This window comes from Oerskovia sp. PE-21s (assembly GCF_056158145.1).
The window spans coordinates 31,736-54,448 of sequence record NZ_JBUXJM010000011.1 but is presented as its reverse complement, the minus strand read 5'-3'; the positions used below and the strand labels follow the sequence as shown (position 1 = coordinate 54,448).

General features: G+C 72.6%; 23 protein-coding genes. 9 read left to right on the top strand and 14 right to left on the bottom strand.

Translation table 11 applies throughout. The features are described from left to right. Window positions 1-67 precede the first annotated feature (67 nt). On the bottom strand, window positions 68-763 hold the full coding sequence (locus tag ACZDYF_RS17900; protein WP_475060690.1) for a redox-sensing transcriptional repressor Rex: 696 nt from the start codon (window positions 761-763) through the stop codon (window positions 68-70). A 97-nt stretch (window positions 764-860) separates the two neighbouring features. Next, complete coding sequence (locus ACZDYF_RS17895; RefSeq protein ID WP_475060688.1) at window positions 861-1,196, bottom strand: glutaredoxin family protein; 336 nt, start codon at window positions 1,194-1,196, stop codon at window positions 861-863. Window positions 1,197-1,302: 106 nt separating this feature from the next. Here ACZDYF_RS17895 and ACZDYF_RS17890 point away from each other — a divergent pair, with 106 nt between their 5' ends. Further along, entirely contained in the window at window positions 1,303-2,112 is an 810-nt protein-coding gene (locus ACZDYF_RS17890; RefSeq protein ID WP_191791710.1) for an HAD family hydrolase, read from the top strand. A gap of 117 nt (window positions 2,113-2,229) precedes the next feature. On the opposite strand, the gene ACZDYF_RS17885 is transcribed toward ACZDYF_RS17890, so the two are convergent. Next, window positions 2,230-2,328 (bottom strand): 30S ribosomal protein bS22, encoded by a 99-nt coding sequence (locus tag ACZDYF_RS17885; RefSeq protein WP_003792170.1) that lies wholly within the window; start codon window positions 2,326-2,328, stop codon window positions 2,230-2,232. 191 nt (window positions 2,329-2,519) lie between these two features. Continuing rightward, on the bottom strand, window positions 2,520-3,716 hold the full coding sequence (locus ACZDYF_RS17880; RefSeq protein ID WP_307823978.1) for an acetoin utilization protein AcuC: 1,197 nt from the start codon (window positions 3,714-3,716) through the stop codon (window positions 2,520-2,522). A 216-nt stretch (window positions 3,717-3,932) separates the two neighbouring features. On the opposite strand from ACZDYF_RS17880, the gene ACZDYF_RS17875 reads away from it, so the two are divergent. Then, complete coding sequence (locus tag ACZDYF_RS17875) at window positions 3,933-5,309, top strand: TrkH family potassium uptake protein (RefSeq protein WP_191791709.1); 1,377 nt, start codon at window positions 3,933-3,935, stop codon at window positions 5,307-5,309. Window positions 5,310-5,408: 99 nt separating this feature from the next. Next, entirely contained in the window at window positions 5,409-6,080 is a 672-nt protein-coding gene (locus ACZDYF_RS17870; RefSeq protein WP_191791708.1) for a potassium channel family protein, read from the top strand. A gap of 48 nt (window positions 6,081-6,128) precedes the next feature. Here the strand turns inward: ACZDYF_RS17870 and ACZDYF_RS17865 are convergent, their stop codons facing one another. The 7 genes from ACZDYF_RS17865 to ACZDYF_RS17835 form a co-directional block, all read right to left on the bottom strand. Further along, a complete protein-coding gene (locus ACZDYF_RS17865) occupies window positions 6,129-6,863 on the bottom strand; it encodes a hypothetical protein (protein WP_475060679.1) in 735 nt (244 codons plus the stop codon). 96 nt (window positions 6,864-6,959) lie between these two features. Then, window positions 6,960-7,679, bottom strand: a complete 720-nt coding sequence (locus ACZDYF_RS17860; RefSeq protein ID WP_475060865.1) for an ABC transporter permease — start codon at window positions 7,677-7,679, stop codon at window positions 6,960-6,962. 101 nt (window positions 7,680-7,780) lie between these two features. Continuing rightward, window positions 7,781-8,557, bottom strand: a complete 777-nt coding sequence (locus ACZDYF_RS17855; RefSeq protein ID WP_475060676.1) for an ABC transporter ATP-binding protein — start codon at window positions 8,555-8,557, stop codon at window positions 7,781-7,783. Continuing rightward, a complete protein-coding gene (locus ACZDYF_RS17850) occupies window positions 8,547-9,197 on the bottom strand; it encodes a TetR/AcrR family transcriptional regulator (protein ID WP_475060673.1) in 651 nt (216 codons plus the stop codon). The genes ACZDYF_RS17855 and ACZDYF_RS17850 overlap by 11 nt, the downstream gene beginning before the upstream one ends. A gap of 46 nt (window positions 9,198-9,243) precedes the next feature. After that, the gene (gene proC / locus ACZDYF_RS17845; RefSeq protein ID WP_475060667.1) at window positions 9,244-10,110 is read right to left on the bottom strand and encodes a pyrroline-5-carboxylate reductase; all 867 of its coding nucleotides are present in this window, start codon (window positions 10,108-10,110) and stop codon (window positions 9,244-9,246) included. Window positions 10,111-10,227: 117 nt separating this feature from the next. Continuing rightward, window positions 10,228-10,926, bottom strand: coding sequence for a hypothetical protein (locus ACZDYF_RS17840; protein WP_475060662.1), 699 nt, complete (start codon window positions 10,924-10,926; stop codon window positions 10,228-10,230). An 87-nt stretch (window positions 10,927-11,013) separates the two neighbouring features. Beyond that, window positions 11,014-11,544 carry a potassium channel family protein gene (locus ACZDYF_RS17835; RefSeq protein ID WP_475060655.1) on the bottom strand — a complete coding sequence of 177 codons (531 nt, stop codon included), beginning with the start codon at window positions 11,542-11,544 and terminating at the stop codon, window positions 11,014-11,016. A gap of 141 nt (window positions 11,545-11,685) precedes the next feature. Here ACZDYF_RS17835 and radA point away from each other — a divergent pair, with 141 nt between their 5' ends. Together radA and disA are read left to right on the top strand one after the other, a co-directional pair. Further along, window positions 11,686-13,170: a DNA repair protein RadA gene (gene radA, locus ACZDYF_RS17830; protein ID WP_475060652.1), complete on the top strand. Its 1,485-nt coding sequence runs from the start codon at window positions 11,686-11,688 to the stop codon at window positions 13,168-13,170. Window positions 13,171-13,286: 116 nt separating this feature from the next. Beyond that, window positions 13,287-14,342 carry a DNA integrity scanning diadenylate cyclase DisA gene (gene disA / locus ACZDYF_RS17825; RefSeq protein WP_191791764.1) on the top strand — a complete coding sequence of 352 codons (1,056 nt, stop codon included), beginning with the start codon at window positions 13,287-13,289 and terminating at the stop codon, window positions 14,340-14,342. A gap of 68 nt (window positions 14,343-14,410) precedes the next feature. Here disA and ACZDYF_RS17820 read toward each other — a convergent pair whose 3' ends face one another. Then, window positions 14,411-15,241 carry a hypothetical protein gene (locus ACZDYF_RS17820; RefSeq protein WP_475060648.1) on the bottom strand — a complete coding sequence of 277 codons (831 nt, stop codon included), beginning with the start codon at window positions 15,239-15,241 and terminating at the stop codon, window positions 14,411-14,413. 147 nt (window positions 15,242-15,388) lie between these two features. On the opposite strand from ACZDYF_RS17820, the gene ACZDYF_RS17815 reads away from it, so the two are divergent. Beyond that, entirely contained in the window at window positions 15,389-16,360 is a 972-nt protein-coding gene (locus ACZDYF_RS17815; RefSeq protein ID WP_475060643.1) for an HhH-GPD family protein, read from the top strand. 42 nt (window positions 16,361-16,402) lie between these two features. Here the strand turns inward: ACZDYF_RS17815 and ACZDYF_RS17810 are convergent, their stop codons facing one another. Further along, a complete protein-coding gene (locus ACZDYF_RS17810) occupies window positions 16,403-16,930 on the bottom strand; it encodes an amino-acid N-acetyltransferase (protein ID WP_191791690.1) in 528 nt (175 codons plus the stop codon). A gap of 37 nt (window positions 16,931-16,967) precedes the next feature. Further along, window positions 16,968-17,972, bottom strand: coding sequence for a sugar-binding transcriptional regulator (locus tag ACZDYF_RS17805; RefSeq protein ID WP_191791689.1), 1,005 nt, complete (start codon window positions 17,970-17,972; stop codon window positions 16,968-16,970). A gap of 252 nt (window positions 17,973-18,224) precedes the next feature. Between ACZDYF_RS17805 and ACZDYF_RS17800 the strand changes: the two genes are divergently transcribed. The 3 genes from ACZDYF_RS17800 to glpK all read left to right on the top strand — a co-directional run bounded on the left by ACZDYF_RS17800 (window position 18,225) and on the right by glpK (window position 22,642). Then, entirely contained in the window at window positions 18,225-19,973 is a 1,749-nt protein-coding gene (locus tag ACZDYF_RS17800) for a glycerol-3-phosphate dehydrogenase/oxidase (RefSeq protein WP_475060633.1), read from the top strand. Window positions 19,974-20,191: 218 nt separating this feature from the next. Then, entirely contained in the window at window positions 20,192-20,953 is a 762-nt protein-coding gene (locus tag ACZDYF_RS17795; protein WP_191791687.1) for an MIP/aquaporin family protein, read from the top strand. A gap of 171 nt (window positions 20,954-21,124) precedes the next feature. Then, complete coding sequence (gene glpK / locus ACZDYF_RS17790; protein ID WP_475060627.1) at window positions 21,125-22,642, top strand: glycerol kinase GlpK; 1,518 nt, start codon at window positions 21,125-21,127, stop codon at window positions 22,640-22,642. The last annotated feature ends 71 nt before the right edge of the window (window positions 22,643-22,713 follow it).

Sequence of the window (22,713 nt, the reverse complement as noted above, 5' to 3'; positions counted from 1 at the left end):
GCGGACCGGTGCGCCAGGAGCCGGCGACCCGTGACGGGTCGCCGGCTCCTGCGCTGTCCGGACGCCCCTAGGCGCCCTCGCTCTCGACCCCTCGGCCCTCCTCGCCCCGGCCCCGGTTCGCGAGCGCCCTGGCCTGCGCGTGGAACGCCAGGATCTGCAGCTCGCTCCCGACGTCGACCGACCGCACGATCACGTCCTCGGGAAGCTGGAGCGCGCGCGGTGCGAAGTTCAGGATCTCCCGCACGCCCGCGGCGACGACCCTCTCCGCGACGTCCTGCGCCACGTGCGCCGGGGTCGCCAGGACGACGATCGTCACGTTCTCGCGGGCGAAGACCTCCTCGAGCGCGTCGACGTGCTCGATCACGAGCCCCGCGGCCTCGGTGCCGACGACGTGCGGCGAGGCGTCCAGCAACGCCGCGACCTCGAACCCTCGCGTGCCGTAGCCCGAGTAGTTCGCGAGGGCGTGCCCCAGGGAGCCGATGCCGACGATCGCGATCCGGTGCTCGTCCTCGACCCCCAGCGCGGACGTGATGTACGTCGCGAGCGAGTCGACGACGTATCCCACCCCGCGGGTGCCGTACGACCCCAGGAAGGACAGGTCCTTGCGCAGCTGCGCGGACCCGACGCCCGCGAGCTCCGCGAGCTCGGTCGACGAGGTCGTCTCGACGCCGCGCCCCTCGAGGTCGCGCAGCGCGCGCAGGTACGCGGGGAGGCGCGCCACGGTCGCGCCAGGAATGCCGGTATCACCCAGGGTCTCTGCCACCCGAACCACCCATGCTTCGTCATGTCGTCGTCATCGTTGACGATCTCGCTGTCCTGCTGTCTCGGATCATCCCAGGCTCGGCGCCCGCGGCGGAGCGTCAGCCAGTGGCGCGCCCCCGCGAGAGCGCCCGGGCGAGCCTGGCTCGGTCGACCTGCCAGAACCCCTGCTGGACGCCGTCCACGGTCACGACCGGGACGTAGTCACCGTACTGTGCCGCGAGCGCGCCCGACGGGTCGGAGTCCACGTCGACCTCCGTCCAGCCCACCCCCTGGTCCGCGCACACGGAGCCGACCACCTCGCGGGCCTCCTCGCACAGGTGGCACCCGACGCGGCCGTAGAGCACGACGCGCTCGGGCGCGCTCACGACCTGGTCTGCGTCACGTCCGGCGGCGGTCTCAGGAACCTGTCCTGCGGCGGGATCTGCGGGGCTCACGACCTCAGCCTACGCATCTCGGACACCCCCTTCCGCCGACCCCCCGGCGGTAGTGCCCGGTGAACGCCGTCGGCGAGGGTCTGCGAGCGCCGATAGAGTGGACGCCATGCCGACGTCTGCTCCTGGGTCCACCCATCCCACGGCAGCCTTCTTCGACGTCGACAACACGATCATCCGCGGCGCCAGCTCGTTCCACCTCGCCCGCGCGCTGTACCAGCGAGGCTTCTTCTCCACGCCGGACCTCGTGACGTTCGCCCTCCACCAGGCCCGCTACCTCCTCCTCGGCGAGAACAAGCGCCAGATCGACCAGGTGCGCAGCCGGGCCCTGGACCTCGTCGCGGGCCGCTCGGTCGCGGAGGTCGTCGCGATCGGCGAGGAGGTCTACGACCAGGTCCTGTCGCTGCGCATCTTCCCCGGCACCCAGAAGCTCCTCGACGAGCACATCGCGGCCGGCCACCAGGTGTGGCTCGTGTCCGCGACCCCGCTCGAGATCGGGCAGCTCATCGCCCGCCGCCTCGGTGCCACCGGGGCCCTCGGTACGGTCGCCGAGCACGAGGAGGGCCTCTACACGGGTCGGCTCGTGGGCGACATGATGCACGGACGGGCCAAGGCGGCAGGTGTGCGCGAGCTCGCCGAGCTCCACGGGATCGACCTGGCGTCGTCGTACGCCTACGGGGACTCGCTCAACGACGTGACCATGATGCAGTCCGTGGGGCACCCGTGCGCCATCAACCCGGACACGCGCCTGCGCCGTCACGCCAAGGACGTGGGCTGGCCCATCCGCGAGTTCCGCGGCAGGCGCCGTCGGGTCGCGGGGCGTGGGCTCAAGACCGCGAGCTGGGCCGGGGCCGCGTGGGTCCTCGGGCTCGTGCTGCGCTCCATCCGGCGCTCGATCAAGGGCCGCGCAGGACTCTGACCGGCCCCGGCGCCCGGCCCGGGCGCGCACGGCGGGATCGGTCCAGGCATGCGAAGAGCCCGGACCCCTGCGGGGACCGGGCTCTCGCGACAGCATACGCGTGACCGCGCAGCGCTGCTACTTCTTGTTGCGACGCTGGTGGCGCGTCTTGCGAAGCAGCTTGCGGTGCTTCTTCTTGGCCATACGCTTGCGGCGCTTCTTGATGACGGAGCCCATGGGTCCTCACAATGCTGGATCGGTGTGCGATCGGGATCGCCCCGATCATGGTGGTCCACGGCTGATCGGGAACCGACCAACACGAGAAAAAGTCCGTCTCCTAGACTACCTGCTCCCGGCGGGTGGCCCGAAATCGACGCCGGGTGACGTCGTCGGGCCGCACGGTCCGGCGCTTGCCGTAGGCGCTCGGGTCAGTCGAAGTGTGCGTCCAGCCCCAGCAGCGGGAAGACCGCCTTGCGGGTCGCGACCACGGCGCGGTCCACCTCGTCCTCGGGGTCGTACCCCTTGCCCCACGCGCTGAACTCGACGTCGCCGTCGCCCATGAACGCGGGGGTCTCACGGTGCGCGACCGCACTGATGTGGTCCCGCCACGCCCCCGGTACGGGCGTCGAGGGGGCCACGGGCGCGTGCACGACCTCGGCCACGACGTTCGACCACGCGTACGGGACGACCGACGTGACCGAGTAGCCCCCGCCGCCCAGGGCGACCCAGCGTCCCCCGGCGAGCTCGTGCGCGAGCTCGTGGATCCAGTGCACGGCGGCACGCTGCGCGTCGACGCTCACGTCGAGGTCGCTCAGCGGGTCGTGACCGTGCGCGTCGCACCCGTGCTGGGACACGAGGACCTGCGGCTCGAAGGCCCGCAGGACGGCCGGGACCACGGCGTCGACGGCCCGCAGCCAGCGCGAGCCGTCGGTGCGGCGCGGCAGGGCCACGTTGACGGCCGTCCCCGCAGCCCGGGGGCCGCCCGTGTCGGTGGCGTGCCCCGTACCGGGGAACAGCGTCGCGCCGCTCTGGTGCACCGAGACGGTCAGGACCCGCGGGTCGTCCCAGAACGCCTGCTCGACCCCGTCGCCGTGGTGCGCGTCGAGGTCGACGTACGCGACGCGCTCGGCCCCGTCGTCGAGCAGCCGGCGGACCGCGGCCGCGGCGTCGTTGTAGATGCAGAAGCCCGACGCCGCCCCGCGCTGGGCGTGGTGCATGCCGCCGGCGATGTTGACGGCGTGCAGCGCCCGCCCCGACCACACGGCCCCGGCGGCTTCGTACGAGCCGGACAGGATGCGGGCCGCGGCCTCGTGCATGCCCGCGAAGACGGGGTCGTCCTCGGTACCCAGCCCGAGGGCCGGGTTCTCGACGCCGTGCTCCGACGCCTCGTGGACCGCGGCGACGTAGGCCGGGTCGTGGACCAGGGCGAGCACCTCGTCGGACGCGGGCGACGTGCCGACGACCTCCACGCCCGGCGCGTCGAGCAGGCCCAGCGCGCGCACGAGGCGCATCGTCAGGTCGAGCCGCGTCGGGGACATGGGGTGCCCGTGCCCGAAGTCGTAGCCCAGGAGGTCCGGGCTCCACACGACCTGCGCGGCGAACGGCACGGCGCCTGGCTCGTTCACGTGCGCTCCTCGGTCCGGTGGTCGGTGGCGGGCAGGGAACACGGTATCCCCCGCACGGCCCGACGGCGCCCCGCGGTTCAGCCGGTGGGCACCGGCCGTCCTGTGGCAGAGTTGGGCGACACATCGGCACGCACGGCGACCGGTTCGGTCCCGCAGGGGCCCCGGCACCACCCGTCCACCCGGACGAGGACGCACGGACAGGGAGACGGAGGACCGATGGCCCAGGGCGTCTCCGGGCGTTTCTTCGCAGGTCGCGAGCTGGTCGACCGCCTCGCCCGACACTCCCCTGCCCGCCTCGCGGTGACGGTCTTCGCGGCCGTGATCTCCCTCTTCACGCTGCTCCTCATGGCGCCGTGGGCCACGACGTCCGGGAGATCGGCGCCGTTCATCGACGCGCTGTTCACGGCGACGTCGGCCGTGTGCGTCACGGGCCTCGTGGTCGTCCCGACCGGGACGTACTGGTCCACCTACGGGCAGGTCGTGATCCTCGTGGGGATCAAGATCGGCGGCCTGGGCGTCATGACGCTCGCCTCGATCCTCGGCATGGCCGTCTCGCGACGCATCGGCCTCACGCAGAAGCTGCTCACCGCCTCGGAGACCAAGACGACGCGGCTCGGCGAGGTCGGCTCGCTCGTCCGGGTCGTCATCATCACCTCGACCACCATCGAGCTGACCATCGCGCTCCTGCTCCTGCCGCGCTTCATCGTGCTCGAGGAGACGTTCGGGGAGGCGGCCTGGCACGGGTTGTTCTACGGGATCTCGGCGTTCAACAACGCGGGCTTCATCCCGACGGCCGAGGGCCTGACGCCCTACGTGGGCGACTGGATGCTGCTCATGCCGATCATCGTCGGCGTCTTCATCGGGTCGCTCGGCTTCCCCGTCATCCTCAACATCATGCGCAACCGCAGGCGCGCCTCGCGGTGGAGCCTGCACACCAAGCTGACGCTGACGACGAGCGCGGTCCTGGTCGTCGTGGCCGTGGTCCTGTTCGCGGCGTTCGAGTGGACCAACGAGAAGACCCTGGGGCCGCTGAGCCTCAACGAGAAGGTCCTCGCCTCGCTCTTCGCCGGGGTCATGCCGCGGTCGGCGGGCTTCTCGACGATCGACATCAACGGCATGCACGAGTCGAGCTGGCTCATCACCGACGCGCTCATGTTCGTCGGTGGCGGCAGCGCGTCGACCGCAGGCGGCATCAAGGTCACGACGCTCGCTGTCATGCTGCTCGCGATCGTCTCGGAGGCCCGCGGGGACCGCGACCTGGAGGCCTTCGGACGTCGCGTCCCGCGCGAGACCCTGCGGCTCGCGGTCGCCGTGTCGTTCATCGGAGCCACGGCCGTGCTCGTCGCGAGCCTCCTGCTCCTGGAGATCACGGGCTGGACGCTCGACGTGATCCTCTTCGAGACCATCTCGGCGTTCGCGACCGTGGGCCTGTCGACGGGCGTGACCGCCGACCTGCCGACGGCCGGCAAGTACGTGCTCGTCGTGTTGATGTTCATCGGCCGTACCGGGACCATGACCCTGGCGGCCGCGCTCGCGCTGCGCGACCGGCGCCGCGTCATCCGCTATCCCGAGGAACGCCCCATCATCGGCTGACCGGCCCGGGCCGGCCGCCGCACAGGTCCCTCGGAACCCCTCAGAGACCCCAGTACCTACCCCAGCCTCCAGTACCCCTCTCGACGAAAGGCCCCCAAGGTGCCCGACAAGAAGGCCCCCGAGAAGAACGCGGGCGTGCTCGTGATCGGCCTCGGCCGGTTCGGGTCCGCGATCGCGGCGACGCTCGACCGGCTCGGGCAGGACGTGCTCGCGGTCGAGCGCTCCCCCGAGCTCATCGCGCAGTGGTCGGGCCAGATCCCCCTCGTCGAGGCCGACGCCTCGAACCCGACCGCCCTCGAGCAGCTCGGCGCGCGCGACTTCCCCGTCGCGGTGGTCGGCGTGGGCACGTCGCTCGAGGCGAGCGTGCTCATCACGGGCAACCTCGTGGACCTCGGGACCCCGCAGATCTGGGCCAAGGCCATCTCGGCCGAGCACGGGCGCATCCTGCAGCGCATCGGCGCGCACCACGTCGTCTTCCCGGAGGCCGACGCGGGCAGTCGCGTCGCGCACCTGGTCTCGGGCAAGCTGCTCGACTACATCGAGGTCGAGGACGGTTTCACGATCGTCAAGATGCGCCCCCCGAAGGAGACCCAGGGCTTCACGATCGAGCAGACGAAGGTCCGCGAACGGTACGGCGTGACGATCATCGGCGTGAAGTCCCCGGGGCAGGACTTCGTGTACGCCGAGCCCAGCACGCGCATCTCGGCGAACGACCTGCTCATCGTCTCGGGGCACGCCGAGCTGCTGGAACGGTTCGCGGCCCGCCCCTGAGGGCCCGCCGAGGTGGCTCGCGCAGGCGCCCGGGCCCGACGGCGTCGCTCAGGTCGTCCGCGCGCGTCGCCGGCGTCGGGCTCCCGTGAGCGCGACGACGCCCGCGACGACGAGCGCTCCCGCAGCGGCGAGCGCCCCCACGACGGCCGCCCCGGTGAACGCCAGGCCTGCTGCGTCGTCCGCCTCGAGGTGCACCTTCCCGGCAGCGACCGGCTCGGCGTCGAGCGGGCCGGTCGCCGCCAGGCCTCCGTCGTCGGCGCCGCCCACCACGGGTCCCGCCCCGGTGCCCGGCTCTGCGCCGCCCGCGCTCCCGCCGGGCTCGGCAGGCGCCCCGATCTCGAAGGGCGCCGTGTCGAGGTAGCCCCCGGTGCCGGGGTCGGTCACGCGCACGAAGTGCGTCCCTGGCTGCACCGAGCCGGGCAGGAGGGCCGAGAGCCCGAACGTGCCGTCGGCGAGGGAGATCGCGGTGGCGAGCCGGACGGGTGCCGCGTAGGCGGAGTGGAGGTGGACGTCGTAGGGCGTGAGCGGGACCAGCCCCGACCCGCGGACGCCCAGGGCGCCGCCTGGCACCGCGCCCTGCGCGTCGGCCTCGACCTGCGACTGGCTGGTGACCCCTGAGACGTCGACCTGGAGGCCGACGCCCTGCGGGTCGCGGTCATCGGTGAGCGACCCCGCGCTCGCCGCAGCGGGTCCGGTGCCGAGCAGCAGGCCACCGAGCAGCAGCGAGGCCGCTGCCGCACCGCCGAGCGGGCGGGAGCCTGCCCGTGGGTCCACGATTCGCACGTACGTACTCCTTTGTCGCTTTCCGCCCCCGAGCGCGCTGATCCTCCCACGGGGGTCGGCCCTGTCGGAAGGTGGGAGCGGGTGAGAAGTCGTCGGCTAGACCGTGCGGCGCCGCAAGGTCAGGGTCCCCAGCACGATCGCTCCGACGATGAACGCGACGATGACCGCGACGGCGCCGCTCACGTCCGCGAAGGTCCCGCCGGCTGCGACGTCCTGCAGCGCCGAGACGCCGTACGTCAGGGGCAGCACGCGGCTGATCGCCTCGAGCACCGGGGGCATCTCGTCGCGGGGCATGAGCAGCCCGCACGTGATGAGCTGCGGGAACAGGATCACGGGCATGAGCTGGACCGCCTGGAACTCCGAGCGCGCCAGCGCCGAGGCCGCGAGCCCGAGGCACGAGCCCAGGATCGCGTCGAGCACCGCGACGAGCACGACGACCCACACCGGTCCGGACACCTCCATGCCGCAGACCCACACGGCGAACGCCACGACGACGAGGGCCTGCACGGTCGCGAGCAGCGCGAACGCCAGGGCGTACCCGCCCACGAAGTCGCCCTTGCCGATCGGCATGGTCATGAGGCGCTCGAGCGTCCCGGACTGACGCTCGCGCAGCGTCGTGACGCTCGTGACGAGGAACATGATGATCATGGGGAACAGGCCCACGAGGATCGGGCCGAACTGGTCGAGCACGGGCGTGCCGTCGAACATCCAGGCGATGAGACCCAGCAGCACGCACGGCAGCACGACGAGCAGGGCGATGGTCCGCGGGTCGTGGCGGACCTGGCGCAGGACCCTGCCTGCGGTCGCGAGGGTCAGGCGCGGGGTGGCCGCACGCGGGGCACGCCGGTCGGGCGCGGCTCCCTGGTGCGTCGACGTACCCGTCGAGAGGGTGGCCGAGCCGCGTGCGTCGGGCGTGCTCACGACGACTCCCCTCCGAGGTGGCGGGGGATCCTGGCGGGCGCGGCGCCGTCGGGCACGGACGTGTCCTCGACGAGGCGCAGGAACGCGTGCTCGACGTCGTGGGCGCCCGTGCGCTCCAGGAGCCCGGGGAGGGTGTCGTCCGCGAGCAGGCGACCGGCGCGCAGCAGCAGGAGCCGGTCGCAGCGGGTCGCCTCGTCCATGACGTGCGACGACACGAGCAACGACGTCCCGGCGTCGCGCAGCCGGGCGAACAGGTCCCACAGGTCACGGCGCAGGACGGGGTCGAGACCGACGGTCGGCTCGTCGAGCACGAGCAGCCGCGGCTCGCCCAGGAGCGCGGCCGCGAGCGAGACGCGCGAGCGCTCGCCGCCCGACAGCGTGCCGACCCGGCGGCGAGCGTGCCGTGCGAGGTCCACCGCGTCGATCACGCGTGAGACGTCGCGGGGGCCCACCCCGAGGATCGACGCGAAGTAGCGCAGGTTCTCGGTCACGCTGAGGTCGGCGTAGACGCTGGGCGACTGGGTCACGTAGCCGACCTGGTGGCGCAGCGTGGGGTGCCCCGCGGGCCGCCCGAGCACGTGCACGGTCCCGGCCGTGACCACCTGGACACCGACGAGCGTGCGCAGGAGCGTGGTCTTGCCGCTGCCGCTGGGCCCGAGGAGCCCGACGACCTGCCGCTCGGGCACGGTGAGGTCGAGCGCGTGCAGCACCGTGGTCCCGCCGCGGTCGACGCGCAGCCCCTGGACGCTGATGACGGGCCCGTCATTCCCCATATGAGGAATTGTGCTCCTCGTGCGAACCCGGCACAAGACCCTCGTCCGCACCCTCGAGGAAGCGCTGGAGCGTCGGAGCGATCGAGAGCGCGAGCTCGTCCGCCGGCATCGACGCCACGGGCTCGAGGCGCAGCAGGTGACGCGCGACCAGCACCCCGAGCACCTGGCTCGCCACGAGGCTCACGCGCCGGGCCGCGACGGCCCGCGGCAGGAGGGCCGCGACCTGGTCGAACACCGTCCGCTGGAGATAGCGCGGCAGCTCCTGGACGTGCTCGTCCGCCGACAGCATCCCTGACAGCACGAGCCGCAGCTGGACCTGGCCGTCCGGGGCGTCCCACACCGCGAGGACCGTGCGGGCCAGCCGCTCCCCCAGCCCGTCCAGCCCGCCCTGCGCGAACCGGCCCGCGAGCGCCTGCGGGTCCGCTCCCGCGGGGACGAGCGAGGCCGCGAACAGCTCGCCCTTGCCGTCGAAGTAGTGCCGGACGAGCCCGGGATCCACCCCGGCCGCCCGGGCCACGCCGCGCATGCTGACCGCGTCGAAGCCCTTGGCGGCGAACTCCTCGCGCGCCGCGGCCACGATCGCCGCACGGGTGTCCTCCCCCGCGGGTCGACGCCCCCGCCTCACCGCACCAGCGCTCATGCCCCGATTGTGCCCGACGGTCCGCCGGGCCGCGCTCGCCCCAGCGTCACCCCTGGGACTCGAGGGCCGCAGCCAGCTCCTGGGACCGGTCGCGCGCCGCCTCGAGCGCGGACAGGAACGAGGCCCGGACCCCGCCCTCGTCGAGCGCTCGCAGGGCCGCGACCGTGGTCCCGCCGGGCGAGGAGACCTTCTCGCGCAGGATCACGGGGTGCTCGCCCGTCTCGTCGAGCATCCTGGCCGAGCCCAGCACGGTCGCCGTCGCGAGCTCGAGCGCCACGGACCGCGTCAGGCCGAGCAGCACGCCGGCCTCGGCGAGCGCGTCCACGACGTAGAAGACGTAGGCCGGCCCAGAGCCTGACAGCGCACCGACCGCGTCCTGGTCCTTCTCCGCGACCCGCACCACGAGGCCCGTCTCGCTCAGGAGCCGCTCGACGAGGCGCACGTCGTCCTCGCTCGCCGCCGACCCGCCGCTGACCGCGCTGACCCCGGCACCGATCACCGACGGCGTGTTGGGCATGACGCGCACGACCGACGTCCCGGCCGGGAGCCTGTCCTCGTAGAAGCGCGCCCGGAGCCCGACGACGACGCTCACCACGACCGCACCCTGGCCCAGGTGCTCCGAGACCTGCGCGAGCAGGGCGGCCACGTCCTTGGGCTTGACGGCGACCACGACCAGCCCCGCGCCGCGCACGGCCTCGGTGTTGTCGGTCGTCGTGGTCACGCCATGACGCTCGTGCAGCTCCTCGCCGCGCTCGGGGCGTCGCACGGTCGCGACCACGTCGGACGCCGACCAGCCGGCGCGCAGCGCCCCCGCGAGAACCGTCTCCCCCATGACACCGGTCCCGAGGACCGCGAGCCGCGGGGTGAGGCCGGCAGGCTCTGCCTGGTGGGTCGTCGTGCTCGAAGTGGACATGGTCGTCTCCTGCTTCCTCGTCGTGCGTCCCGGTCGACCGCTGCGGGCCTGCCGACGGGGCGAGACCGACGACGAGCACCGGAGGGCCACCGTTCCCTCGGTGCCCCTCGTCGCAGACTAGAGGGGGAACGCCGTGTAGAACGTCTCGATCTCGTCGGCGGGCCCCGTCCCCTGCAGGACGACCGTGCCGTTGCGCCACGTGACCGTCGCCGTCGCGGCCGCGCCGTCGACGGGAGCGACCGGCGTGACCGCGTAGGCGCCGGCAGGTTCACCGTCGACCTCGACGTCCCCCGTCGACGTGGCCGCGCCGCCTGCCGCGACGGCCGCGGCGAGCAGCTCGTCGTACGCGGCCGTCGCCTCGTCGTCGGTGCCCCACTGGCCCGCGAGCACCGTGACGCTGGTCGCCCCCTCGCCCTCGGCGTCCGCGTAGGTCAGCTCGTGGCCCTCGATCGCCCCCGCGTCGACGTACGCCTCGGTCGGCGCCTCGGAGCGGAGCGCGAACTGGAGCACGCTCGCCGGGAGAGCCTTGGCCAGCTCGGTCGTCGCGGTGCGCTCGACCGGTGCGATCGTCGGGGTCGCGGGCGGCGCGGTCACCGTGACCTCGTCCGGCTCCTCGGCCCCGCTGCTCACGGCGAACCCGGGCCACACGAAGGCGAGGAGGGCGACGACGGCACCTACCAGAGCGAGCAGGAGGACCAGGGCGACCAGGCGCCGTCGGGCGTAGACGGCCGACGAGGGAGCCCGGTGGTGACGACTGTCCCGCAGCCCCGGACGGGCCGGGGTGGACTGACGCGGGCGTCCCGTCTGCTGGCTCATTGCACTCTCCTCGTGGCGACGCTGTGACCGCGCCAGACTAGTGCGCACGCGCCCCCGGTCCACGCAGGCCGCGCAGACCCGCGCGGGTCAATTCCCGCCGGGGGGATGCGGATGGTGCAGCTCCGCGCGCTCCTTCATCCGTTGCGTCGCGACCGCGACCAGCACACCGATGACCGCCAGGTCGAACAGGATCTGGACCATGGTGATGACGCGCGCCGCCTGCCCCACCGGATGGACGTCCCCGAACCCGACGGTCCCGAGCGTGACGACCGTGAAGTACAGCGCGTCGGTCCGGGTCTCGATCCCCACGAACTCGGCGTCGCTGTGGATGGCCAGGAGGTAGTAGGCGATCGAGAAGAACACGATGATCGGGGAGAGGAGCCCGACGACCGACTGGACCCGCACGCTCGGCTCCCGCCCGGCGCGGAGCTGGCGGCGCACCTGGAACCTGATGAGGTAGCACAGCCCCACGAAGCCGACCGCGAACAGCAGGATCTGCACCCACTCGCGGTCGGCGTCCCCGAGCGGCACGCCGTAGTAGAGGAGCAGGCACGCCGCGAGCGAGCCGAGCGTGGTGATGACGGTCCACCACGGGCTGTCCTTCCGGAGCCTGCGCATGGGTTCATGATGGGCACGCGCCGCGCGCTGCGCCATCGGGACGGCCGACACGCACCACCCGCGCCCCTGGGCCGAGGGACGCGGGTGGTGGGAAGCCGGTGGGGGCGGGGACGTGTGGGTGCCGGCGGCTAGCGTGACCGCGTGACCACATCGACCTCCGCCTCGCGCGCCACCAGCAAGCGCCCGGCCAAGCCCGCCTACCGGTGCAGCGAGTGCGGCTGGACCACCGCCAAGTGGATCGGTCGCTGCGGCGAGTGCCAGGAGTGGGGCACCGTCACGGAGGAGGCCGCGGCGAGCGCCGGGCCACGCACCGCGGCCGTCGCCCCGACCCGCAACCCGGCGCGTCCCATCGGGGAGATCGACGTCGAGACCGCGCGCGCCACGCCCACGGGCGTCGCCGAGTTCGACCGCGTGCTGGGCGGGGGCCTGGTCCCGGGGGCCGTGGTGCTGCTCGCGGGCGAGCCGGGAGTGGGCAAGTCGACGCTGCTGCTCAAGGTCGCGAGCAACGTCGCGGCGGGCGTGAGCGACAAGGCCACCACCCCGGACGACGCCGGACGTCCCGCGCCCCGGCCCCGCACCGTCCTGTACGTCACGGGCGAGGAGTCCGCCGGGCAGGTCAGGCTGCGCGCCGAGCGCGTCGGGGCGCTGGCCCCGGGGTTGCTGCTCGCGGCCGAGACGGACCTCGCGACCGTGCTCGGGCACATCGAGGCCACCGACCCGGCGCTGCTCGTCGTCGACTCGGTCCAGACGATCGCCTCGGCACAGGTCGACGGCTCGCCCGGAGGCGTGAGCCAGGTCCGCGAGGTCGCCGCAGCGCTCATCGCCGCGGCCAAGGAGCGGGACCTGCCCGTCATCCTCGTGGGGCACGTGACCAAGGACGGGTCGGTCGCCGGACCGCGCACGCTCGAGCACCTCGTCGACGTCGTGTGCCAGTTCGAGGGCGACCGGCACTCGCGACTGCGCCTCGTGCGGGCCGTCAAGAACCGCTACGGGCCGACCGACGAGGTCGGTTGCTTCGACCTCTCGGAGACCGGGATCGTGGGCCTCGCGGACCCCAGCGGGCTCTTCATGTCGCACGCGGGGGCCGGGGCGCCCGGCACGTTCATCACCGTGACGCTCGAGGGGCGCCGCCCCCTCGCGCTCGAGATCCAGTCGCTCGTGGTGCCCAGCTCGCTGACCAACCCACGACGCACCACGAGCGGCGTCGACTCGAGCCGGCTCGCGATGATCCTCGCGGTGATGCACCGGCACGCCGGGGTCCGGCTCGTCGACCAGGACGTGTACGTCTCGACGATCGGCGGTGCCCGCGTCACCGAGCCCGCCGCGGACCTGGCGATCGCGCTCGCGACCTTCTCGGCACGCGAGGACCAGGTGATGCCGCCCGGGACCATCGCGATCGGCGAGGTCGGGCTCGCGGGCGACATCCGCCCGGTCTCGGGCCTGGACCGGCGCCTGGGCGAGGCCGCGCGCCTCGGTTTCACGCGGGCGGTGGTGCCTCGCGGGTCCTCGCCCAAGCCCCCTTCGGGCATGACGGTGCTGCCCGCGCAGCACCTCGGCGAGGCCGTCGAGCTCGCCCGGGGTGGCCACCTCCCGCCGCAGCAGGAGCGCACCCGCTTCGACGAGTGAGGACCGTTGCGCCATCGTGACCTGCGGATGTCCCACGGAGGGCGTTTTCCCACCCCTGGGACGGCCCGGCAGCGTAGGATGCCCACGTGGCCAACTCCCCCGTGCACCCTGACGACATGCTCCGGGAGACCCTCGCAGCAGTGGCTCCGGGCACCGAGCTCCGTGACGGCCTCGAGCGCATCCTGCGGGGCCGGACGGGCGCACTGATCGTCCTCGGCCTCGACAAGGTCGTCGAGACCATGTGCTCGGGTGGCTTCGTCCTGGACGTCGGCTTCTCCGCGACCCGTCTGCGCGAGCTCTCCAAGATGGACGGCGCCGTGGTCCTCGACCGGGACGCCAACCGCATCCTGCGCGCCGCGGTCCAGCTCCTGCCGGACGCGACGATCGAGACCACCGAGTCCGGCACGCGTCACCGCACGGCCGAGCGCGTCGCCAAGCAGTGCGGGTTCCCCGTGATCTCGGTGAGCCAGTCCATGCGGATCGTCGCGCTCTACGTGGGCGGACAGCGCTACGTGCTGGAGGACTCGGACACCATCCTGTCGCGCGCCAACCAGGCCCTCGCGACGCTCGAGCGCTACCGTGCCCGCCTCGACGAGGTCAGCGGCACGCTCTCGGCCCTCGAGATCGAGGACCTCGTCACGGTCCGGGACGTGTGCGCCGTGGTGCAGCGCCTCGAGATGGTCGGCCGCATCTCCGAGGAGATCGCGGGCTACGTCGTCGAGCTCGGCACGGACGGCCGCCTGCTCGCGCTCCAGCTCGACGAGCTCATCGGCGGGATCGGCTCGGACCGCGAGTCCGTCATCCGCGACTACGTCGAGCTCGGCCGCAAGGACCGCTCGCTCGCGGACGTCAAGAACGCGCTCGGAGCCCTCGACTCGACGCAGCTCCTCGACCTCACGCTCATCGGCCGGGTCCTCGACCTCCCCGGCGGCGGAGAGGCTCTCGACGCCGCGGTCGCCCCGCACGGCTACCGGCTCCTGTCCAAGGTCCCCCGCCTGCCCGGCACGATCATCGACCGCCTGGTCTCCCACTTCGGCGGGCTGCAGAAGCTCCTGGCCGCGAGCATCGACGACCTCATGGCCGTGGACGGCGTGGGCGAGCAGCGGGCGCGTGCGGTGCGCGAGGGCCTGTCGCGCCTCGCCGAGTCGAGCATCCTCGAGCGGTACGTCTAGCCCTTCCCGAGCGCACGGCTCGGGCGAGGCCCGAGGCGCCGAGCCGTGAGCGGTCGTTCAGCGAGCCGTCAGCCCTGCGGCGGCGCGTCGCCCGCCGGTGTTCCGGTCCCGTCGTCGGGGGCCGTCGCTCCGCCTGCGGGAGGTTCCGCGCCCTCCGCGGGGACCTGAGCGGTCCCGTCCGTCGGCGGCTCGCCCTCGGTGGGGGCCTCGCTCGCGGGTGCCTCGGGCGGGGGTGCAGGAGCCACGAGCGTGAACGGCACGGCCGGGCTCGTCAGCCCCTCGGCCTCGTTCGACGCCGCGACGGCGCCGTAGCTCCCCGCCTGTGTCGCGGGCAGACCGGTCGGGCACCCGGGAGCCGAGCGGTCCCTGTTCCACGTGACGGTCTCGGGCCACACGTCACCCGGCGCCATGAGCAGGTCCTTCGACGGGGCCGGGCAGTCGGCCGACGACCAGATGCGGTCGGTGCCCGACGTGATCGTGATCTCCTGGACGGCGGACGAGGCGTCGATCAGGCAGGGTCGGGGTCCCACGTGCGTGAGGGTCGTGGTGAAGGAGGGCTGCTCGCCGACCGCGTACTGGGTCTTGGAGACCGTGAGCGAGAGCGTCACGTCCTTGGCCTTGCAGGCCTTGTACCCGGTCGCCGTGACCTCCTGGGGCGCGGGCGGTGCGACCTTGCCCTGCGGTTCGTCGGCGAGCAGGCCCGCCCCGAACGCGATCGCGGCCTTGACCAGCATCACGACTCCGACGACGATCACGGCGAGCAGGACGAGCGCCATGACCCGGCGGACCCGCAGGGTCCTGGACGTGGGTCTGCCCGACGCCGCCGCGCCGGAGCCCGCGGGTCGCCCCTGGCCCGGGGTCGGCCCGGTCGGTGGCCGGGTGCCCTGCGGCGTGCTCACGTGCTGCTCCGTTCGACGGTCGGCGCGGGTGCTTCCTGCGCTGGGGCAACGGTACGTCCCCTCGGGCGCCCTTCCGGCGCTGCCACACCGCGCGACGGTCATCGTGGTGACGACCGGATCGCGCGCGTCGGTGAGAATGGTCGGACAATGTCGCCCTCGTCGCCCTCCCCCGCCACGTCCGCTCCTGCGGCCGCCACCCGCTCGACCGCCCCCCGCACGCCCCTGACGACCCTCGCCGGCCCGGACCCGCACGCGGACCTGCGCGACGCCGTCGGGCGGTGGTTCGTGGCGAACGCCCGCGACCTGCCGTGGCGTCACGACGACTGCTCGCCCTGGGGCGTCCTGGTCAGCGAGGTCATGCTGCAGCAGACGCCCGTGGTGCGGGTCGAGCCCGCGTGGCGCGCCTGGATGGAGCGGTGGCCCGAGCCTGTGGACCTGGCCGCGGCCTCGACAGCCGACGTGCTGCGCGCCTGGGGGCGCCTCGGCTACCCGCGCCGGGCGCTGCGCCTGCAGGACTGCGCGCGGGCGGTCGTCGAGCGCCACGCGGGCCGCGTCCCGCAGGACGCCGACGCGCTGCTCGCGCTGCCCGGCGTCGGGGAGTACACGGCCGCGGCCGTCTCGGCCTTCGCGCACGGGCGGCGGGCCGTCGTCGTCGACACGAACGTGCGACGGGTCCTGGCGCGCGCCGTGTCGGGGACGGCGCTTCCCGCACCGTCCTACACCGCGGCCGAGCGCCGGCTCGCGACGCAGGTCGCTCCCGCCGAGGACGCCGACGCCGCGCTGTGGGCCGCGGCCTCGATGGAGCTGGGCGCGCTGGTGTGCACGGCGCGCTCGCCGCGCTGCGAGGCGTGCCCGGTCGCGGACCGCTGCGCGTGGCGCGCCGCGGGCAGCCCGCCGGACGAGCACGGTGCCCGACGCCGGACCCAGGCCTGGGAGGGCACCGACCGGCAGGCGCGGGGCCGGGTCATGGCCGCGCTGCGCGGGGCGGACGGTCCGGTGCACCGCGAGGTGGTCGCGGGGCTGTGGCCCGACGCGGCCCAGCTCGGGCGGTGCGTCGCGAGCCTGGTCGAGGACGGGCTGCTCGAGCAGGACGGCGACGTCTACCGGCTGCCGGCCTGAGGCGCGGCCCGCGCGGGCGTTCGGAGTGTGATCAGAGGGGGATCAGAGGGTGATCAGCATCCGGGTGTTGCCGAGGGTGTTGGGCTTGACCCGGGCGAGGTCGAGGAACTCGGCCACGCCGTCGTCGTGCGAGCGCAGGAGCTCGGCGTACACGTCGGGCGAGACGGGGGTGCCCTCGATCGCCTCGAACCCGTGCGCGCGGAAGAAGTCGACCTCGAACGTCAGGCAGAAGACCCGCTTCAGGCCCAGAGCCCTCGCACGGTCGAGGAGCTCGACCACGAGGCGGTGCCCGACCCCGGTGCCGAGCCACGCGCGGTCCACCGCGAGCGTGCGGATCTCGGCCAGGTCGTCCCACATGACGTGCAGCGCGCCGCACCCGACGACCTCGGGCGCGTCCGGTCCGCCGACGTCGGCGACCACGAACTCCTGGACCGCCTCGTAGTAGCCGACCATCTCCTTGGCCAGCAGGATGCGTTCCTCGGCGTACGGCTCGACGAGCGATCGGATCGCGCGCACGTCGGCCGGCAGGGCGGGGCGGAGCGTCAGGGTGGGCGTGGGGCTGCTCGTCACGCGGACAATCTACGCCTCCTCGACGCCGGGTGCGTACTCATGCACCGGACTGCATACCTTCGAGCCGTGTCCGTGCGACCGCGATCCTCCCCGTCTCCTGCTCGATCAGGTGCGAGGCGGTGATCTCGTCGACGACGAGGTGCGTCACGACCCCCGCGCGCAGCGCTGCTCGCAGCGGGGCGACCTTGTTGTCCCCCGCGACCGCGCAGATGCGCTGCGGGATGCGCTTGAGCTCGTCGGGCCCGGGACCGGTGGCCCGCTCGTTGAGCGCGATGTCCTTGTAGGTCCCGTCGGCGCGCAGGAAGACCGTGCACACGTCGCCGACCACGCCCTCGGCGTCCAGGACCGCGATGTCCTCGGCCTCCAGGTAGCCCGCCGAGTACACGTGGCTCGGCACGCCGCCCGAGACGGCCCCCACCGAGAACAGCGCGACGTCGGCGCGTCGCTGGACGTCGAGCACCCGCCGGACCGACCGCTCGCGCCACATCGCCCGCTTGGTCTCGGCGTAGTCGAAGAACGCGGGCACTGGGAAATGGTGCACGTGCGCGTCGAACGCCTCGCCGAACCCCGCGATGAGGTCGCCCGCGTAGTGCACCCCCGACGTACGGGTGTTGGCCGCCCCGTTGAGCTGCACGACGGCCGAGCCCCGCGTCGGCTTGCGGCTCAGGTGTCGCGAGACGGCCGCGAGCGTGGTGCCCCACGCGATCCCCAGGATCATGTCGGAGTCGAACCACGACCCGAGCAGGCGGGCGGTCGTGAGAGCCACCTGGTCGAGCCGGTCGACCTGCTGGGTCGAGTCCGGGACGGGGACGACGTAGGCGTCGATGCCGTAGGTGGCGGAGATGTGCGCCCCGAGCCCGGGGGCCCTGCTCTGGGTAGGCCGGAGCGTGATCTCCACCAGACCCGTCTCACGCGCTCTCTTGACCAGACGCGAGACGGTCGAGCGCGAGGTGCGCAGGTGCTTGGCGATGGCCTCCATCTTCATGTCCTGGAGGTAGTACATCGAGGCTGCCCGGAGGACGTCCTGCTCCCGATCGGCCATCTGCTGGTCTCCTGCCACTGGTACCGCCCCGGCTGCACGTTTGTGCACTGCGCTTGCGCGTTCGTTCCTGACATGTTGACGTTAATACGTGCAGCGCCGTTCCGACAGCGCTGTACCGCGGCACGGTGCCCTCCTGGGTCCCGCCACGCACCGCTAGCGCGGGACGCGGAGCCGTGGGAACGTCACAGGAGGGAGTCCTGCACGGGACCCCGCCGATGACGCACCAGATCGACGACGAGAGAAGGCCATCGGATGACTTCCAGCAGACTCACCGCAGAGTCTCGCCAGCGGGCGCTCAACGCGCTCGAGGCGAGCACGAGCGCGGACCAGGAGCTCGACGTCCTCGTGATCGGCGGCGGCGTGACCGGGGCGGGGATCGCCCTCGACGCCGTGACCCGCGGGCTCTCGACCGCGATCGTCGAGGGCCAGGACTGGGCGTCCGGCACGTCGAGCCGATCGAGCAAGCTGGTCCACGGAGGTCTGCGCTACCTCCAGATGCTCGACTTCCACCTCGTCCACGAGGCCCTGACCGAGCGCGACCTCCTCATCAAGGACCTCGCTCCGCACCTCGTGCGCCCGGTCCCCTTCCTCTACCCGCTCGAGCACCGTGTGTGGGAGCGGGCCTACGTCGGTGCCGGTATCGCGCTGTACGACACGCTCGCGAGCATGGCTCCCGGCAAGCGCGCCCTGCCCCTGCACCGCCACCTCTCGCGCAAGCAGATGGAGCGCAAGTTCCCCGACCTCGCGCACGACGCCGCGATCGGCGCCGTCCAGTACTGGGACGCCTCGGTCGACGACGCGCGCCTGGTCTCGACGCTCGTCCGCACCGCGACGTCCTACGGCGCGCACGCCGCGTCCCGCACCCAGGTGGTCGAGCTGACCAAGGGGTCGACCGGAGCGGTCAACGGCGCGATCCTCGAGGACCTCGAGACGGGCAAGCGCATCACGGTCCGCGCCCGCGCCGTCATCAACGCGACGGGCGTGTGGACCGAGGACACCGAGTCCCTCGCGGGCTCCGAGGGCGGACTGCGCGTCCTCGCCTCCAAGGGCGTGCACATCGTCGTCCCGCGCGAGCGCATCAAGGGCCAGGTCGGACTGATCCTGCAGACCGAGAAGTCGGTCCTGTTCATCATCCCGTGGTCCCGCTACTGGGTCATCGGCACGACCGACACACCCTGGGAGCAGGACCTCACGCACCCGGTGGCGACGGCCGCCGACATCGACTACATCCTCGAGCACGCCAACGCGGTCCTCGCCCAGCCCCTGACACGCGACGACATCATCGGCACCTACGCAGGCCTGCGTCCGCTGCTCCAGCCCGGGACCAAGGAGGGCACGAGCTCGGCCAAGGTCTCGCGCGAGCACACCACGGCCTCCCCGACGCCCGGCCTCACGGTCATCGCGGGCGGCAAGCTCACGACCTACCGGGTCATGGCCAAGGACGCGGTCGACTTCGCGATCGGCCAGCGCTCCGCGGCACTGCCCTCGATCACGGACAAGATCCCGCTGGTCGGCGCCGTCGGTCTGGGTGCCGTCCGCCGCCAGGCCCGCCCGTGGGCCTCGAAGTTCGGCTGGACCCCGCAGATGGTGGACCACCTCCTGCACCGCTACGGCTCCAACCTGCGCGACATCGTCGCCCTGTGCGAGGCAGACCTCACGCTCGCACGGCCGCTCGAGCACGCGCCCGCCTACCTGCGGGCCGAGATCAGCTACGGCGTGACCCACGAGGGAGCCCTGCACCTCGAGGACCTGCTGCTGCACCGTACGCGGCTCAACTACGAGGTGCTCGACCGCGGGATCGGCGCCCTCCCGGAGATCGCCGACATCGCGGCGCCGCTCCTCGGGTGGGACGACGAGCGCAAGGCCGCGGAGATCGCGTCCTACACCGCGCGCGCCGCCGCGGAGGAGGCGGCGGAGCAGGAGCCCGACGACGCCACGGCCGAGCGCACGCGCCTCGCCGCCGACGACGTCGCCCCGCTCAAGCCCCTCTCCGGAGCCTGACCACCGCGACCGACGCACCTGCCCCGGGAGCCGCGCCGGCTCCCCCGAGTACAACTTCATAGCCCGGCCCCGGCTCCGCCTCGACTCGCGCGAGGTGGAGCCGGACCGGCACCCCTCAACCTCACGGATGCGCGCAGTGCGACGCACGCCGGGGCCCCGCCGCACGGATGCGTCGGGGTGGTTGCGACAACGAAGTCCACCAAGAAAGAGAGAATCTGATGGACACACTCATCCTCAACGCCTTCTGGTCCGAGATACTCGGCACCGCGACCCTGATCCTGCTGGGTGCCGGCGTCGTAGCCAACGTGATCCTCCCCAAGACCAAGGGCTTCAACGGCGGCTGGCTCCTCATCAACTTCGGATGGGGCCTCGCCGTCTTCACCGGCGTCTACGTCGCGTACAAGTCCGGGGCGCACCTCAACCCCGCGGTCACCATCGGTCTCTTCACCGCGGACCGCCCGTTCTACTCGGTGACGGGCCCCGAGGGGATCCTCACCGCCACGATCGAGCCCACCGTGGGCAACATGTTCATCTACTTCGGCGCGCAGATGATCGGCGCGATCATCGGTGCCGTGCTCGCGTTCATCGCGTACAAGAAGCACTTCGACGAGGAGGCGCCCCCCGCCACCAAGCTCGCGGTCTTCTCGACGGGCCCCGAGCTCCGCTCGTACGGCTGGAACTTCATCACCGAGGTCATCGCGACGTTCGTGCTCGTGTTCTTCGTCGTCGCGTCCGGCAACACCCCCTCGGGGCTCGGCCCGCTCGCGGTCGCGCTGGTCGTGGTCGGTATCGGCGCCTCCCTCGGTGGTCCCACCGGGTACGCCATCAACCCTGCTCGTGACCTCGGTCCGCGCATCGCCCACGCCCTGCTGCCCATCAAGGGCAAGGGGTCGAGCGACTGGGCCTACTCGTGGGTCCCGGTCGCGGGCCCGCTCGTCGGCGGCGTGCTCGCCGGCCTCCTCGGCAAGGCCTGGGGCTGACCCCGGGCGCCTGCTCCTGACACACCGTGTGACCGGGACGGGGCGACCCGCCCCGGTCACACGACCACCCGCCGTCGGGCCTCTTCGCGGGCCTCGACGCCACCCTCGCACCCGGCCGCGCACCGCGCGGCACCCGCTCTCAAGCACACCGACGTGAAGGACTGACACACCATGGCCGACTACGTTCTCGCCATCGACCAGGGAACCACCAGCTCCCGGGCCATCGTCTTCAACCACTCCGGGGAGATCGTCTCCTCCGGCCAGCTCGAGCACGAGCAGATCTTCCCGCGGGCCGGCTGGGTCGAGCACAACCCCGAGCAGATCTGGAACAACGTCCGCGAGGCCGTCGGCCTGGCCCTGACCCGCGCCAACGTCACGTACACCGACATCGCCGCGGTCGGCATCACCAACCAGCGCGAGACCGCGGTCGTGTGGAACCGCAGGACGGGCAAGCCCGTCTACAACGCGATCGTCTGGCAGGACACCCGCACGCAGAAGATCGTCGACGAGCTCGGCGGCGACGCGGGACCCGAGAAGTACAAGGCGATCGTGGGCCTGCCGCTCGCGACCTACTTCTCCGGCCCCAAGGTCAAGTGGATCCTCGACAACGTCGAGGGCGCCCGCGCGGCGGCCGACGCCGGCGACCTCGTGTTCGGCAACACCGACACCTGGGTCCTGTGGAACATGACGGGCGGCGTCGACGGCGGGGTGCACGTCACCGACGTGACGAACGCGTCGCGCACCATGCTCATGGACCTCGACACCCTGTCGTGGCGCGAGGACATCGCGGCCGACATGGGCATCCCGCTCTCGATGCTCCCCGAGATCAAGTCGTCCTCCGAGGTCTACGGGAACGGGCGCCCCGGCGGGCTCCTCCCCGGGGTCCCGATCGCGGGCATCCTGGGCGACCAGCAGGCCGCGACGTTCGGCCAGGCGTGCTTCGAGGTCGGCCAGGCCAAGAACACGTACGGCACGGGCAACTTCATGCTCCTCAACACGGGCACCGAGAAGGTGGCCTCGAAGAACGGCCTGCTGACCACGGTCTGCTACAAGATCGGCGACCAGCCTGCCCGCTACGCGCTCGAGGGCTCGATCGCCGTGACGGGCTCGCTCATCCAGTGGCTGCGCGACAACCTGGGCATGTTCTCCGACGCGCCAGACGTCGAGTGGCTCGCCCGCAAGGTCGACGACAACGGTGGCGCGTACTTCGTGCCCGCGTTCTCGGGCCTGTTCGCGCCGCACTGGCGCTCCGACGCCCGGGGCGCCCTCGTGGGCCTCACGCGCTACGTCAACAAGAACCACATCGCGCGCGCCGCGCTCGAGGCCGTCGCGTTCCAGACCCGTGAGGTCCTGGACGCCATGAACGCGGACTCGGGCGTCGACCTCACCGAGCTGCGCGTCGACGGCGGCATGGTCCAGAACGAGCTGCTCATGCAGTTCCAGGCGGACCAGCTCGGCGTGGACGTCGTGCGGCCCAAGGTCGCGGAGACGACGGCGCTCGGCGCCGCGTACGCCGCGGGCATCGCGGTCGGGTTCTGGCAGGGCGAGCAGGACGTCATCGCCAACTGGGCCGAGGACAAGCGCTGGACCCCGTCGATGGACGAGGACGAGCGCGAGCGCCTCTACCGCAACTGGAAGAAGGCCGTGAGCAAGACCCTCGACTGGGTCGACGAGGACGTCGAGAAGTAGCCCTTCTCGCCTCCACCGCCTGTCAGGACCAGCGTGACCTCGAGGTCACGCTGGTCCTGACATGTCCCGGG